Raw genomic sequence first — 15472 nt, forward strand, 5'->3', positions numbered from 1 at the left:
CATATTAAGGGGATGTTAGTTATGAGAATTAAAGATACAATAGAAAAAATACCTGGAGGATTGATGGTAGTCCCATTACTTTTAGGCGCTACTATAAACACCGTTGATCAATTACATTTAAGCCCTATAATGAATCTACTTAAGTCACTCGGTGCACCCAAAACTGAACAAGGCTATTACGAAATGCTTCAAATCGGGGGATTTTCACAAGAACTATTTAAAGATAGTGCACTTGTCTTAATTGCACTTTTTATCTTTTGTGTAGGAAGTCAAATGAATTTAAAAATTGGCGGTAAAGCCTTAAAAAAAGGTATGCTATTAACAACAACAAAATATTTTTCTGGGTTAGCGGTAGGACTCTTATTAGGCTCAATATTTGATCCTTGGAGTGGATTATTCGGTTTGTCTATAATAGCTGTAATTGCAGCAATGACAAATAGCAATAGTGGTATGTATGCTGCTTTAACCAGTACTTATGGGAATCGTTCAGATGTAGGTGGTCTGTCCATACTTGCTATTAATGATGGACCATTGTTAACTTTGATTTCATTGGGATTTATTGGTACAACCTTTCCAATCATTTCATTTATTTCTGTACTTTTACCTTTAAGTATAGGTATGATATTAGGAAATCTTGACCCTAAAATATCAGAATTTTTACGTCCTGGTGAAACCATACTCATCCCCTTTTTCGCCTTTTCTTTAGGTGCTGGTATGAATTTAGCTGAATTCTTTAATTTTTCCGTATTATCAGGAGGCTTAACGTTAGCACTATTGACCTTTATTTGTACCGCATTTACTGGTATCATTGCCTTTAAAATATTTAAAGAAAAGAGTGTAATTGCACCAATTTCTGAATCATCTACAGCAGGTAACGCAGTATCTACACCTGCTGCAGTAGTTGCTGCTGCTTCTACAGCGCTCGCAAATGGTAATCTGAGTCAAAGTGAGTTTGCTATGATTGAGAAAGTAGCACCTATCGCGACAGCACAAATTTCAATTTCAGCTATTACTACAGCAATATTGTGCCCAATAGCAGTCATATTGGTCGATAGGTATCAAAAAAGTAAAGGAATATATGGAACAAAGGAATATGTTGCTCACTCGGCCAAAACACATTCTAATGCGCAAATAAACACACGCTTTTATGAAAGCGCTTCATATAAGGAGGAAGATCGACCTTGAATACAGAGATATTATATGGAAAGTCAAACCTTAATATAGAATTACCTGAAAATAGCGTCTTAATAGAGCCAAAACCTATACCTGCACTCGATAATGATATACAAGCCATACGCGATGCATTAAGGAATCCTATCGATTCGGATCCGCTTGAAGATTTAGTACAATCCAATCAAACAGTTTCAATCGTTATTAGTGACATCACTCGCCCTACGCCGAATCATATACTTGTACCACTTATTGTAGAGTCCCTTGCACATGTACCTTTAGAAAATATTGTCATCATCAACGGCACTGGTACACATCGAGATCAAACCGAAGATGAATTAATACAAATGCTAGGTGAAGATATCGTAAACAACATTAGAATTGTACATAATCATTGCAATGATAAACAAACTTTAAAAAAAGTTGGTCATAGTAAATACGGATGTGATGTTTACTTAAACAAAGATTATGTAGATTCTGATTTCAAAATTGTAACTGGCTTTATAGAACCACATTTCTTTGCTGGATTTTCAGGAGGTCCAAAAGGAATTATGCCTGGTATTGCAGGTATAGAAACAATCATGACATTTCACAATGCTAAAATGATCGGTGATATTCGTTCTACTTGGGGGAATATGACAGATAATCCAGTGCAAGATATGACTCGAGAAATTAATGCCATGTGCAAACCTGACTTCATGCTCAATGTAACATTGAACAAAGAAAAAGAAATTACAGAAGTCTTTGCTGGAGAACTGTATAAAGCACATGATTTGGGATGTGCTTATGCTAAAAAACACGCTATGTTCAAATGTGACCATCGTTTTGATGTCGTTATCGCATCTAATTCTGGTTATCCACTTGATCAAAATTTATATCAAACAGTCAAGGGAATGAGTGCTGCTCATAAAGTGGTTAAAGAAGGAGGCAGTATTATCATGTTATCTGAATGCAGCGATGGTTTCCCAAATCATGGTAATTATGCAGAAATACTGAAGATGGCAGACACCCCAGAAGCACTTGTCAAAATGATTAATGACCCAAACTTCGCCATGCTAGACCAGTGGCAAGTACAAAAACAGGCTGTGATTCAGACTTTTGCAGATGTGTATTTATATTCCAAATTAACTGATCAACAAGCAAAAGATGCTATGTTACATCCTATTTCAAATATTGAAGCAACATTAAAATCTTTAGAACAACAATATGGAAAAGACATGAGTATTGGAGTTATGCCACTAGGTCCCCTTACTATACCGTATGTAGAATCATAATTTTCAATGAGTCCAAAAATATTCAAGGAGGAAATTTAAATAATGACTAAATTACAAGATAAAGAAGTTAAACTTGAAATGATTTTAAAAGAAATGGAAACAGTCGTTATTGCTTTTTCAGGTGGTGTTGATAGTAGCTTAGTCCTAAAAAAAGCAATTGATGTACTAGGTATCAATAATGTAAAAGCAGTGATAGTTAAATCAGAATTATTTAGAAACGAAGAATTTAATCAAGCTATTCAACTCGGTAACACGTTAAATGCAGATATCTTAGAGACTGAAATCGAAGAATTAAAAGAACCACACATCATTAAAAACACACCCGACAGTTGGTATTACAGCAAATGTTTATTATACGCAAAACTAGAAGATTTAAGAAAAACATTTGGATTCAATTATGTGTTAGACGGCATGATTATGGACGATATTTCAGATTTCAGACCTGGTCTTAAAGCGAGATCTGAATATGGTGTGAGAAGCATTTTACAAGAAGTTGAACTTTATAAAGAAGAAGTGCGAGAACTTAGTAAATCAAATGGCTTACCTGTTTGGAATAAGCCAGCACTCTGTAGCTTAGCTTCTCGCATTCCATATGGTGAACCACTTAGTTTCAACAAAGTTAATAAAGTTAATGAAGCGGAAAAATTTATTTTGAGTTTAGATATTAATAACGTTAGAGTACGTTATCATGACAACATTGCGCGTATCGAAGTTGATGAAACGGATATTGTTCCAATTATTCAACATAGAAACCAAATTTCACTACGCCTTAAAGAACTGGGTTTTGACTATGTCACAATTGACTTAGAAGGCTATCGTACAGGTAGTATGAATGAGGTCATACAATCTTAATTTTAACGCTATAATATAAAGGTGGTTTAACTATGACAGGTAAATATGATTCCATTGAATCATTATTGCAAGCTGTAAAAACAGATCAACTATCAATATCTGAGGCTAAAGTAGAATTAAATCAATATGATGAATTAGGTTTTGCAAAAATTGACCTGCATCGTAGAAAGCGCCAAGGATTTCCAGAAGTAATATTTGGCGAAGGTAAAACTGAACAACAATTAGTGAAAATCATCCACTCATTAATATTACACGAAGAAACAATATTAATTACTCGTGTCAATAATGAAAAAGCCAATTTTATTTGTGAAACATATCCTCAATTGGTATATCATGCAACAGCACAAATCGTTTGTACATCATTAGAGCATATTACCAAAACACAACGTCAAGCTGCCATCATTTGCGCTGGCACGTCTGATCTTCCTGTAGCGGAAGAGGCTGCTATAACAGCAGAAGTAATGGGGATATCCGTAAAAAGGTTTTACGATGTTGGGGTCTCTGGTATCCACCGACTTTTCGCTCATATTGATGATATTCGCAACTGCAACGTATCTGTAGTAATAGCTGGCATGGAAGGTGCGTTAGCAAGCGTAGTTGCTGGCTTAGTTGACCACCCTGTCTATGCCGTACCGACTAGTGTTGGTTATGGTGCGAATCTAAATGGTGTCACAACATTGTTATCAATGATTAATTCATGTGCACCTGGTTCTAGTGTACTTAATATTGATAATGGCTTCGGTGGTGGTTATAATGCTGCTATGATTGTCAATATGTTGGAACAACATTCAGGGATGGAGTGAATGATATGACAAATACAATATATTTAGATTGTCACGCTGGTATTGCAGGTGATATGTTGCTATCTTCTCTAGTAGATTTAGGTGCAAATATAGCTTACATTGAATCTCATTTACAAAAGTTGCCACTTAATGATTTTAAGCTGCGCTTTTCTAATCAAAACAAGCAAGGTATTCAAGCTAAGCATCTAAACATTGATTTTAGTGAAACGACACATCATAGAACAGCTGCTGATATTACAAATATGATACAGGATAGCGATTTACCTGAAAGAGTTAAAGTACGAAGCCAAAAAGTCTTTGATACGATTGCTCATGCAGAAGCTAAAATTCATGGGATGTCCGTCGAAGAGGTGCACTTTCATGAAGTAGGCGCAATGGATTCCATTATCGATATTATCGGGGGCTGTCTTGCTTTAGAAAATTTGAAAATTGATGAATTACACGCTTCTCCAATTCCAACAGGTGGAGGTAAAGTAAATATCGCTCATGGATTATATCCTGTTCCTGCACCTGCAACGGCAGAAATTTTAAAAGGCATACCGCTCGCTTCTTTTGATATTAATAGCGAATTAACGACACCAACCGGAGCAGCTTTCATTAAAGCATTAACATCTAAAATTGGCCCTTTACCTTCTGTCACAATAGAGCAGATTGGTTATGGATGTGGCACCAAAGACTTTGATTTCCCAAACATATTGAGAGCAATTCAATTCAAAACTAAAGATAATACACCAACGCAAGTCCAAGTAATAGAGAGTCAGATTGATGATATGTCTGCTGAAATGCTAAGTTACTTTCTTGAACAAGTTTTAGAAGATGGTGCATTAGATGCATACTTCACACCTATCACTATGAAAAAAAGTAGGCCAGCCACTCAAATCACAGTCATTTGTAAGATAGAAAATGCACAATTTTTCGAAGACTATGTTTTAAAAAATACATCGACATTAGGTATTAGAAGTTACACGGTTAATCGTAAAGTACTCCATAGACAATTCGAAACAATTCATACAAATTATGGAGCGATTTTAGTAAAAACAGCAATGTTAAACGGCAAAATAATTAAGGCAAAACCAGAATTTGAAGATGTGCGAAACGCCGCAATTCAAGCCAACAAACCATTCTTACATGTATATAATCATATTAATCAAGAGATTCAAAAACATATACAGATTGATTGAACTACTTAAAAAGTTATGACACATAAATCCTAATATAATAAGCCTATAACTGAGATTCTGTAAAATTCAGTTATAGGCTTATTTCATTTTAGCATTTAATATGATTAATTATTTTTTGTGTTTTCTGGCTTTTGAGCATCCGGATTGGTGTATTTTGATGGATTGTAATCGGCACCTTTCGTATAATCAGCAGAAGCATCCCATAATAAAAATTCATTTATATCATGATCTTTTAACGCTTGTACTTGTGCAGTTACTTCTGTTTTGTCATAGACTTTATACTGCCCTTCTCCTAAATAAGATGCTGTAAAATCTTGAAGCCATGGACGAGATTTAACCTTTTTATGATCGATACCTTTGAGTGCTTCTTTTTCCTTATCAAGATAACGATCCACTGTTTTATAAGGTTCTGTATCTGGAGCTTCTAATCCAAAATCACCTGGACTCCAATGAGAAGGATAAATCATCGATGAAATGACATCTACATTCTTTGCGATTTTAGGGAAACTTTGCCCAATACCTGGTGTTTCTTTAACAGTAGCTGCGTAACCAAAAACATCAGCGGATGTTTGAACATCGTATGATTTCAAATCTTTACGTGCTGTTTTTAAAAAATTAGTAATCGTATCCACACGTTGCTCAACATGATTTAAATCACTATTTTTATATTTTCCATTTGAATACTGCAGTGATTTATCCTTATTTTCAAATCCCTCAGGAAATCGAACATAGTCAAATTGTACTTCTTTAAATCCTGCTTTAGCCGCTTCTTTTGCAACTGCAATATTATAATTCCATACTTTATCATTAAAAGGATTTGAAAAACTATCTCCACCTTCATTTTCCCAAACATTACCATCAGACGTTTTAAATGACCAATCCGGTTTTTTTTGAGATAATCTAGAATCTTTAAATGTAACAATACGTGCAATTGGATAAATATTGTTTTTTTCCATCGCTTTCATGATTTTTTTCACATCAACACTATTCACTGTATTACTGCTAATCAATTTATTGTCACTTTTAAAGTCCATCGTTATATTTCCTTCATCATCTTTAACATCAATTACCATGGCATTTAATTCTGTTTCATTTATAAATTGAATGAGCTCTTCAAAGTTTTTACCATTTGCTGAATTAGGTGTGACATAGATACCTTTCACACCGTCTTTTGGATAGTCAATATCACTATATGTATGCTTATTCGATTTGCTTGTGCTTTCTTTTCCTCCATTTGTTTCTTTTTCATTGTTAGAACCACTGTTACAAGCTGACATCATTAATACAGCCACAAGTAGCATCACTATAAATTTCCAAACCCTCATTAAATTATCTCCCTTCCCCTTAATCATTTCAACGACAAAAACATTTCAATGACAAATAAGTTTACACTACACATATTATAGTATTTTAATATTTTAAACAACGTAATTTCAAAACTTTTATTTACAAAAAAGACAGAAATAGTGATCAACTGACGTATTGACGACTTATTTCTGTCTTTTAGCTGTTATTTTTAATATTATGAAATCAACTGTGTCCAAATTTTATTTAATTGAAGGTCCTATGCTTAAATTTGCACTCGTTAATGCTTGCTTTAAGACATCTAGTACATGAATACTGTGTTCTAATTGTCTTGTTGCAAATATAGTATTTTGTTCCCGAATCACTTTTTCGATTTTCACAAATTCTTCATACATTCGATGCTTGTGTGCATTTACTTGATAATACTGTGTACCACCAGTGTGATATTTTAATTCGAATGCATTCAACTCGTTTGTAGGACCTTTAAGATTAATTGTAGCTTTGTCTCCTTGAATATAAGATTGATTATCAGAACTAGAATCTTTAGCTCCGATACAAACCACTTTCATATCTTCATATTCTAATTGTAAGATTCCAGAAGTATCGATATTTTTTTCAATATTTGCAAAGTATGTCACTTTATTAGGTTTACCAAATAAGCCTACTGCTAAATGGATATTGTAAACATTTATATCCATTAATGCGCCTCCGCCCTTACTTGGGTCAAATGCTGGTTGAATAATGTCATTTTTAAAATCATCAAATCTTGAAGAATACTGAGAATAGTTAAACTGAGCAATTTTGCAATTCCCAATTTCTGGTATGCTTTGCTTTAGTACGTCATAATTACTTAAATACAAATTTGTAATAGCTTCAATTATAATCACATGTTGTTGCTCGGCTAAATCTTTTAGTGTGATGAGCTCTTCTGCAGTTAATGTAAATGGTTTTTCACAAATCACATGCTTATTTTGCGCTATTGCTTTACGTGCGTATTCAAAGTGAAGATGATTGGGAACAGCCAAATAAACAGTATCTATCTTTTCATCTTCTATAAACGCTTGATAATCTTCATAGACTTGTTTAATATCAAATTGCTTTTGCAATTGAGCTACATTCTCAGGATTACGTCCAGTAGTCACTATGCTTTGTATATGAATTTCAGGTACCTCTGACATCACTGGCAACGCTTCTTTTACAATTTTTCCGGCTCCAACTATACCTATATTCATAAATTTCCCCTTTTTTATCATAAAAATTTATTGTCTATATTGAAATAACTATGACTTTTTCGAATCAAAAATCAAATCATCCATTACGATCATAAAGGCTGTAATATTTATCTGTTCAGCCTTATAATGCATAATACGTCATAGTTTGTTTGTCCATTTTATCATCTGTATATAATTATATTTGAATGTTTCAGGACAATTTTAAATGTTGAGTTAATATCACTTTATTACGTGGTCTTGTACTATTTCCCAAGAAATAACTGCTTGTGTACAAATCATTTACCACTACATTGATTTTAGCAAATGTTCACTCTTGTTATTAACTTAAAATTAATTCAACGAGTTCTTCTGCTGACGTTTTACCGAAATAGTAAGGAATATCAATTTCACTTAAAGCATCAAGCAAATCTGCTTTAACAACTCGAACACCAATAAGTTGCTGTTCAACTTCTTTAATCTCACCTTGTCCGAAAAAATCACCATAAATACGACATGCAACAATACGACCTTGTTCAACGGCTAGTGTGATATCAATGGTGCCTGCAGCTAATTTCGCATCTCTATTATATTCATAACGTGGAGAACGTCCATAGTTCCATTCCCAATTCTTGTATTTTTTTGCCACCATTTCATCTATTACATGCCAGTCTGCTTCACTTAATTCGTAACGTTTAACGTCATTGATATCGTCTAAGCCCAATAATTGTTTAATCATTAAGTCTTTAAACTCATGTATAGTAATATTTTGATATTCAATTGCTAAATTGTCACGAATACTTCCAACTCTCGACCTAACAGATTTAATTCCTTTAGATTCAATTTTTTTACGGTTCGGTTTCAACACTTTAATCATTGCTTCGTAATCAACATCTAATAAGAGTGAGTAACCACCATAGATACGTCCATTGATCAAAGTCATTGCAGCACCAGAAATTTTCTTTCCATTAATCTCTAAATCATTACGCCCACTTTGAACGACTTCAGTAGCACCTAAATTATGTAACGCCTTAATTGCTGGCTCATAAAACTTTTGAAAATCACCATATATCGAATTATCATTTTGTAAAAGACAGCACATATTCACAGCACCACGATCTACATAAACTGCGCCACCTCCAGTTTCACGACGCATCACTTGTATACCGTGTTCATCTATATAATCTTGATTAATCTCTACTGCTGTATTTTGAAAACGACCTATTTCTACTTTTGGATCGCAATAATAAGGTAATAAAATATCATCATCTAAAAAAATATTTTGACTTACATAGACTTGCATTGCAGTATTAACTGCACCGTCTGTTATATATTCACCATTTCGAATCGGTTCAATTAAATACATAGTTTTCTCCTACTTTGCTAATTTATTATTTGCTTCTAAAACTAATGTCGAAATATCATCCGTTAAATGTATTGTTCGTTCACGTATATTTTGAGGTATCCTATATGCTTTTTTATTTAATGTCATAAATAATGCATCAGAATTCTGTCTTGTCATACGTTGAAAAGGATGTTTCACAAACTGAGGTGTAGTATAACCAATACCGATTTCTAAATATAGAACTTTTCCTTCCTTATGATTTTCAAGAAACTGATTGTAACGAGATAATTGTGCCTCAAAATCTGCATCTTCTACCATACCGACTTGTGCTTTTCGCTTATTAATTTCCATAGGTGCATCACATTTGGGACAATGTGGTACAAGTTCGCGCGGCACTTCCATATTTGATTGCTCTTGGATCATTTGACGGATTGCCTCATCGTCTCTATAGGTTTGTGGATGACAATGTTGACTACACTGCCATAGAATATATTCACCTTGGATATGAAATACTTTGTCCAAATCATAACCAGCAACTGCAAACGCATTATCTGCATTAGTGGTAATAATATGATGCGCTTTGTTTTTTAGTATTTCTTTCAGCGCAACATAGGATGCACCTACTGGTTGATCTAAATAATTCAATGCAACAAATCTACTTTGAAATGCCCAGTATTCTTGCCAACTTTCAAATGTATGAAGACTTGCTTGCAACATATCAAAAAATCCATATTTTTCTATAAAATCCGGAAAATTTTGGGTAAATCTTTTTCCTATATACGTAAACCCATCTGAAGCAGACATACCTGCTCCTATGCCTACAACTACTGCATCTGCTTCATCTATAGCTTGTGCTAATACATCAGATTGACTACTTTGATTTGTTGACATAACACGCCATGTTGTTTCAGTCATAACGTTTTAGCTCCTCCTTATATAATTGTGCATCTGTATCAGTGAACACGTTAAAAATAATCTTCGTATCATCCATATGATGCTCTTTTTTATAATCCAATACAGTGTTAATGGCTATCTTTGCAGCTTCTGCTTGAGGAAAGCCAAACACACCTGTAGAAATACAGCAAAACGCTATACTTTTTAGCGAATGTTGTTTTGCAATTTCTAAACAACTTCGATATGCGCGTGCCAACAAATCTTTATTCATATCAGATACAGGTAATTTGCGAACTTGTGGCCCTACTGTATGAATTACATATTGGGCTGGCAAATTATATGCTGATGTTATTTTAGCTTTTCCTATACCTTCTTTTTTCCCTTGTGCTTCCATAATTTCATGACATGCCAAACGTAACTGTACCCCAGCTTTAGTATGAATGATGTTATCAATACAATTATGATTAGCTTCAAAACAACCTAATAATTGACTGTTTGCTGCATTCACTATCCCATCTACTTTGAGTTGAGTGATATCTCCTTGCCATAAAAATACATCATCACCAATCATTGGCGACAATGTATCAATATGAGTAACATGTTGACGATTCATCGTTTGTAAAAATGCATCTTGTACATCTAAATAAGTGTCAGCAATAGGTCGAGGTAATCTTACATTGGCGAGCCCTCTATACATTTCCCAACGTGATGTTTCATCTTCCGGTAAATTTAAAGTTGTTTCACCATTTGCTTCACGCCATAAATATTCAATTAAATAAGATAAGCGCTCTTGTTGTTGCATATATTATGCCTCTGGTAGTGCGTTAAATGCTGCTTCATCAACATTTTCTAATTTAACTAACCAATTCTCTTCTGGTTTTTCTGAATTCAAAATTGTTGGTTCATCTTCTGCTTTTGTATTTCGTTCTACAATCGTACCAGCTAATGGAGATTGAACATCTAACACTGTCTTAGAAGCCTCAATACTTACTATTTCGTCATCTACTTTCACTTCATCGTTACCTATAAATTCTACGTACCCAACTGTACCTATATCGTCTTGTAACTCTGGCGTCATACTATAAACATATTGTGCGCCTACTTTTTCTACCCATAAATAATTCGCTAATTTTTTCATAATAAATACTTCCCTTCATAAATAATTTATAAATATATTTCTGCAAGCAATTCAATAGCTCGACAACGTGCTTCAATACTCGGTATCAAAGGCACCACCATGACTTCATCTGCATTAAAATCTTGTATCATGCGATCTATTTGTGGCTTCGCACTTTCTTTGGTGCCAACAATGATGCGTGCACGACTTTGAGCTATTTGTCGCTCATCTTTCTCTGTACAATGATAAGATTGTGCTGTTTCAGGCGAGGGCATACGTTCAAATTCAGCAAACTGTTCCTTACCTAATAACCATATATCTAGACTTTGGCCCAAAGTTTCTGCTTCTTCTACTGTATCAGCTAATGCAATAAAGACAGTAATCATCACAGATGGCGCCATATTTAATGACGATGGTTGAAATGCGTCTCTATACATTTTCACACTATCTTTTGCTTTAGCTATTGCTTTAGCATTAGGTAATAGAAAAGTACCTAATGTATAACCTATACCTTGTGCCCCCGCCTTTTTAGCCGATGCTACACTGGTGCTCAGCAACCACATGCTGGGCATGAATTTCGTACTTGGTTGTGCTACAACGCGATGATGTCGCTGCTGCGTCTGTTGTTCTGTTAAATAATGTCTCACATCTTCAATAGACTGCCCGTAGTCTAAAAAGTGTGATTTTGTTTCATTCATCGCCGATTTCACTTGAGCAGTACCTGCATTATTGCCAATACCTAAATCGACACGTCCAGGATGAAGTGCTTCTAACATACGGAAGTTTTCAGCAACTTTATATGGGCTGTAATGAGGTAACATCACCCCACCTGACCCCAGAGAAATGTTTTTTGTTTTATTTAAAATTTGCATCATTAATAATTCAGGACTACTACATGCAAATGCTGGTACATTATGATGTTCTGTTAACCAAAAACGTTTATAGCCGAGTTTGTCAGCTAACTGTGCTAATCGAACAGTGTCTTGTAAAGCTTCTTCGGCAGATTTGCCTTCGTCAATCACAGCATAATCTAACACATTAAATTGAACCACGTGAATTACCACCTCCACCAATCATACATTATACAATACGCTTTGTTAACGATTGTTCTTAAAGCAAGTATATTTGAGTATCTTATGACTTTCAGTTAAGATAAATGCAACGTAACATCACTATACACTCTACTTAATACAACATGCGTCCACTTTAAATTGTCTACACCTTATAGGATAACGGATATAGAGAATTTTTGTTAGATTTTGCTTAAAAAATTTCTACTTTTTAATCGTTTTGACCCTTTTATATTTAAGTGTTACTTTAAAATTATTAATAACAACGAAGATAGAGGTTATAATTATGAATATGAATTACAATGCATTATTAAAGCCACTAACATTGCCAAATGGTATTGTCTTAAACAACCGTTTTGTTTTATCTCCAATGACAACTAATTCTTCTACACAAGACGGACATATCACAGAAGCAGATATTAATTATGCACGACGTCGTGCACACTCAGCACCACTTCAAGTTACTGGCGCCGCTTATATTGAACCTTATGGACAATTATTTGAATATGGTTTTAGCATTACTGATGATAGTTGTATCCCTGGCTTAACAACTTTAGCTAATGCTATGAAACAAAATGGCAACAAAGCAATACTACAACTTACGCATGCCGGTCGTTTTTCAAATCAAGCTATTTTAAACTTTGGTCAAGTATTTGGTCCAAGTGCGATGACCTTAAATTCTCCAATTAAGCATGAAGTTTTATCTATGACTACAGACAAAATCAAATCCGTTATACAGCAATATGCAGATGCAACATCACGTGCAATTAAAGCAGGGTTTGATGGTGTTGAAATTTCAGCTGCACAACGTTTATTAATCCAAACTTTTTTCTCGACTTTCTCTAACTTAAGGACCGATGAATATGGTAGCCAAAATTTAGAGAATAGATCACGCTTTGAATTAGAAATATTAAAAGCTGTTCAAAATGTTATTGATCGAGAAGCACCTTCACAGTTTATTTTAGGTTATCGTGCCACACCCGAAGAAACACGTGGTAGTGATGTAGGTTACACTGTTGATGAGTTTAACCGTCACTTAGACTGGGTGTTAGAAACAGCCAATATTCAATATTTAGCGATTGCAAGTTGGGGACGTCAAATCTATCAAAATAAAGTACGTTCTGAAGGAAAATATAACGGAGAATATGTCAATGCGGTCGTTTATAAATATCTCAACGGACGCATTCCTCTCATTGCTAGCGGAGGTATTAATTCTCCTGATAGTGCTTTGGACGCCTTACAAAATGCGGATATGGTGGGCATGTCATCACCATTCGTCACTGAACCAGACTTCGTTACTAAATTAAAAGAACAAAGACCAAATGACATTGGTTTACATGTAACTCTGGAAGATATAGATGAATTAGCTATCCCTTATGCTGCTTTTAAAGATATTGTAAAAATGATGGATTATGGTGAAGGTTTAAAGAAAGAAACTCGAGATGAATTGCGTAAACTTGAAACAAATTATGATGAAGTAAATTATAAAGAAGTAGATCATAAAAATGGGACATAAGGCTTCCACGATATAAAAATTATGATTCTAAAAGCACACACGATGAAAATCATCATGCATGTATTCAACAAATTCAATACTTAATAACTAGTTACAAAATGCACTAAAATGCGCTTTGATATTTATTTCAATCATGTTTTGTTAAACATTTTTTAAAAAAGCAGGCTCGAAAATTAATGTTCGAATTTTCGAGCCTGCTTATTTATACTATTTTCACAAAGTGTATTGGCAAATGTTTAATATAAACCTTTTAATTCATTACTTGTGTCAATAAATATATTTTTAACTTGTTGATAGTTACTCAATGCTGCTTTATACGTTTCACGACCAATACCTGATTTTTTATAACCACCAAATGGTGCGCCTTCAGGCACTTGGTTATACGTATTTATCCAAATTCTGCCTGTTCTAACTGCTTTAGCAATATTCAATGCGCGAGTAATATCTTGTGAGAATACCCCACCTGCTAAACCATAGTCAGAATCATTAGCAATTTTAATCGCTTCTTGATCGTCTTTCACTTTAATTACTGTTAAAACTGGACCAAATATTTCTTCTTGCGCTAATTTATTTTGGTTATCACTAACTGCAATCAGCGTTGGTTCTATAAAGTATCCTTTATCTAATCCATTTTCAACAATACGTTTGCCTCCAGTTAACACCTCAGCATTTGATTGTTCAGCATAATCGATATATGACAATATTTTATTCATCTGTTCATCACTCGTTTGGCTGCCCATTTGAGTATCTTCATCTAATGGATCACCAACCTTAATATTTGAAAATGCCTCTTTTAATCTAGAAATTAACGTGTCGTATATACCTTCTTGAACCAATAAACGTGAGCCTGCACTACATACTTCACCTTGATTAAATAATATACCGAGTTGGATACCTTCAACAGCTAAATCTAAATTTGCATCATCCAAAATAATATTGGCACTTTTACCACCAAGTTCTAATGTGGCAGGGACAATACGTTTTGCACCTGCATCGGCAACTTGATAGCCGACATCTGTTGAACCTGTAAATGATAATTTATCTACACCTTCATGATTAAAAATAGCATTACCTGATTCTGAACCTTTACCAGTTACAATATTAACCACACCTTGTGGCAATACTTCTTGAAAAATCTTTCCTGCTTCTAATAAACTTAAAGGCGTTGAGGAAGATGGCTGAATAACAATTGTATTCCCTGCAGCAATGGCTGGTGCAATTTTCCATGCTGCTAAGAGCATTGGGAAATTCCAAGCTACTACAGCACCAACAACGCCAATAGGTTCATGACGTACGATACTCATAGTATCTTTATCAATATCATTAACCGAACCTTCATGTGTTTCAATAACACTTGCAAAATAGTTAAAATGTCTTGCAGCGTATGGTATATCAATCGTTGAAGTTTCACGAATCGGTTTACCATTATTCAAGGTTTCCACTGTTGCAAGTTTATCTTTATTTGCCATCAATTTTTCACTGATTTTTCTTAATAAATTCGCACGCTCTGTTTTAGAAGTTAAACTCCATGATTCAAAGGCGCTTTGGGCTGATGATACAGCTTTGTCGATATCCGTTTCGTCAGCTTTGGAAATATTTGATAGTATCTCCCCTGTAGCTGGATTAACAACTTCTAATGTTTCTCCACTATTACTTTTTACAAATTCACCATCAATTAACAATCCATAATTCTCATCAACATAATCTTTTATATTTACTGTCATGACAATCTCTCCT

The 15472-nt window shown here is 34.3% G+C and carries 14 protein-coding genes; 6 read left to right on the forward strand and 8 right to left on the reverse strand.

Translation table 11 applies throughout. The annotated features are described in order from the left end of the window. The first annotated feature begins 21 nt into the window (after window positions 1-21). From FYJ81_RS07460 to larC, 5 genes are read left to right on the forward strand one after another with little or no spacing between them, the layout of a single operon-like run. On the forward strand, window positions 22-1185 hold the full coding sequence (locus FYJ81_RS07460) for a 2-keto-3-deoxygluconate permease (RefSeq protein WP_119517550.1): 1164 nt from the start codon (window positions 22-24) through the stop codon (window positions 1183-1185). Continuing rightward, entirely contained in the window at window positions 1182-2444 is a 1263-nt protein-coding gene (larA, locus tag FYJ81_RS07465) for a nickel-dependent lactate racemase (protein ID WP_119535399.1), read from the forward strand. The genes FYJ81_RS07460 and larA overlap by 4 nt, the downstream gene beginning before the upstream one ends. A gap of 42 nt (window positions 2445-2486) precedes the next feature. Next, window positions 2487-3296 carry an ATP-dependent sacrificial sulfur transferase LarE gene (gene larE / locus FYJ81_RS07470; protein WP_154409512.1) on the forward strand — a complete coding sequence of 270 codons (810 nt, stop codon included), beginning with the start codon at window positions 2487-2489 and terminating at the stop codon, window positions 3294-3296. A gap of 32 nt (window positions 3297-3328) precedes the next feature. Beyond that, window positions 3329-4099, forward strand: coding sequence for a nickel pincer cofactor biosynthesis protein LarB (gene larB, locus FYJ81_RS07475; protein WP_107385765.1), 771 nt, complete (start codon window positions 3329-3331; stop codon window positions 4097-4099). 5 nt (window positions 4100-4104) lie between these two features. After that, on the forward strand, window positions 4105-5280 hold the full coding sequence (gene larC, locus FYJ81_RS07480; protein ID WP_107385764.1) for a nickel pincer cofactor biosynthesis protein LarC: 1176 nt from the start codon (window positions 4105-4107) through the stop codon (window positions 5278-5280). 104 nt (window positions 5281-5384) lie between these two features. On the opposite strand, the gene FYJ81_RS07485 is transcribed toward larC, so the two are convergent. The 7 genes from FYJ81_RS07485 to FYJ81_RS07515 all read right to left on the reverse strand — a co-directional run bounded on the left by FYJ81_RS07485 (window position 5385) and on the right by FYJ81_RS07515 (window position 12201). Next, on the reverse strand, window positions 5385-6605 hold the full coding sequence (locus FYJ81_RS07485; protein WP_119517548.1) for a putative glycoside hydrolase: 1221 nt from the start codon (window positions 6603-6605) through the stop codon (window positions 5385-5387). Window positions 6606-6827: 222 nt separating this feature from the next. Next, on the reverse strand, window positions 6828-7817 hold the full coding sequence (locus FYJ81_RS07490) for a Gfo/Idh/MocA family protein (protein WP_119517547.1): 990 nt from the start codon (window positions 7815-7817) through the stop codon (window positions 6828-6830). A 319-nt stretch (window positions 7818-8136) separates the two neighbouring features. After that, window positions 8137-9159: a lipoate--protein ligase gene (locus tag FYJ81_RS07495; protein ID WP_103211410.1), complete on the reverse strand. Its 1023-nt coding sequence runs from the start codon at window positions 9157-9159 to the stop codon at window positions 8137-8139. Window positions 9160-9168: 9 nt separating this feature from the next. Further along, a complete protein-coding gene (locus FYJ81_RS07500) occupies window positions 9169-10053 on the reverse strand; it encodes an SIR2 family NAD-dependent protein deacylase (RefSeq protein ID WP_107385762.1) in 885 nt (294 codons plus the stop codon). Then, window positions 10046-10834, reverse strand: a complete 789-nt coding sequence (locus FYJ81_RS07505) for a protein-ADP-ribose hydrolase (RefSeq protein ID WP_119517546.1) — start codon at window positions 10832-10834, stop codon at window positions 10046-10048. Before FYJ81_RS07505 ends, FYJ81_RS07500 begins: the two co-directional genes overlap by 8 nt. A 3-nt stretch (window positions 10835-10837) precedes the next feature. Beyond that, window positions 10838-11170 carry a glycine cleavage system protein H gene (locus tag FYJ81_RS07510; protein ID WP_019469141.1) on the reverse strand — a complete coding sequence of 111 codons (333 nt, stop codon included), beginning with the start codon at window positions 11168-11170 and terminating at the stop codon, window positions 10838-10840. A 26-nt stretch (window positions 11171-11196) separates the two neighbouring features. Then, window positions 11197-12201 (reverse strand): LLM class flavin-dependent oxidoreductase, encoded by a 1005-nt coding sequence (locus FYJ81_RS07515; RefSeq protein WP_107385761.1) that lies wholly within the window; start codon window positions 12199-12201, stop codon window positions 11197-11199. Between the two features lie 304 nt (window positions 12202-12505). Between FYJ81_RS07515 and FYJ81_RS07520 the strand changes: the two genes are divergently transcribed. Then, window positions 12506-13735, forward strand: coding sequence for an NADH-dependent flavin oxidoreductase (locus tag FYJ81_RS07520; protein WP_119517545.1), 1230 nt, complete (start codon window positions 12506-12508; stop codon window positions 13733-13735). A 236-nt stretch (window positions 13736-13971) separates the two neighbouring features. Here FYJ81_RS07520 and FYJ81_RS07525 read toward each other — a convergent pair whose 3' ends face one another. Then, entirely contained in the window at window positions 13972-15459 is a 1488-nt protein-coding gene (locus tag FYJ81_RS07525) for an aldehyde dehydrogenase family protein (protein ID WP_019469144.1), read from the reverse strand. Window positions 15460-15472: the final 13 nt, after the last annotated feature.

The organism is Staphylococcus sp. McC-251-APC-3A2, from assembly GCF_009695665.1.
Classification (GTDB): domain Bacteria; phylum Bacillota; class Bacilli; order Staphylococcales; family Staphylococcaceae; genus Staphylococcus; species Staphylococcus cohnii.

Coding starts and splice junctions, on each gene's coding strand:
- FYJ81_RS07460 (WP_119517550.1), top strand. CDS start 22: ATGAGAATTAAAGATACAATAGAAAAAATACCTGGAGGATTGATGGTA.
- larE (WP_154409512.1), top strand. CDS start 2,487: ATGACTAAATTACAAGATAAAGAAGTTAAACTTGAAATGATTTTAAAA.
- larB (WP_107385765.1), top strand. CDS start 3,329: ATGACAGGTAAATATGATTCCATTGAATCATTATTGCAAGCTGTAAAA.
- larC (WP_107385764.1), top strand. CDS start 4,105: ATGACAAATACAATATATTTAGATTGTCACGCTGGTATTGCAGGTGAT.
- FYJ81_RS07485 (WP_119517548.1), bottom strand. CDS start 6,605: ATGAGGGTTTGGAAATTTATAGTGATGCTACTTGTGGCTGTATTAATG.
- FYJ81_RS07490 (WP_119517547.1), bottom strand. CDS start 7,817: ATGAATATAGGTATAGTTGGAGCCGGAAAAATTGTAAAAGAAGCGTTG.
- FYJ81_RS07495 (WP_103211410.1), bottom strand. CDS start 9,159: ATGTATTTAATTGAACCGATTCGAAATGGTGAATATATAACAGACGGT.
- FYJ81_RS07500 (WP_107385762.1), bottom strand. CDS start 10,053: ATGACTGAAACAACATGGCGTGTTATGTCAACAAATCAAAGTAGTCAA.
- FYJ81_RS07505 (WP_119517546.1), bottom strand. CDS start 10,834: ATGCAACAACAAGAGCGCTTATCTTATTTAATTGAATATTTATGGCGT.
- FYJ81_RS07510 (WP_019469141.1), bottom strand. CDS start 11,170: ATGAAAAAATTAGCGAATTATTTATGGGTAGAAAAAGTAGGCGCACAA.
- FYJ81_RS07520 (WP_119517545.1), top strand. CDS start 12,506: ATGAATATGAATTACAATGCATTATTAAAGCCACTAACATTGCCAAAT.
- FYJ81_RS07525 (WP_019469144.1), bottom strand. CDS start 15,459: ATGACAGTAAATATAAAAGATTATGTTGATGAGAATTATGGATTGTTA.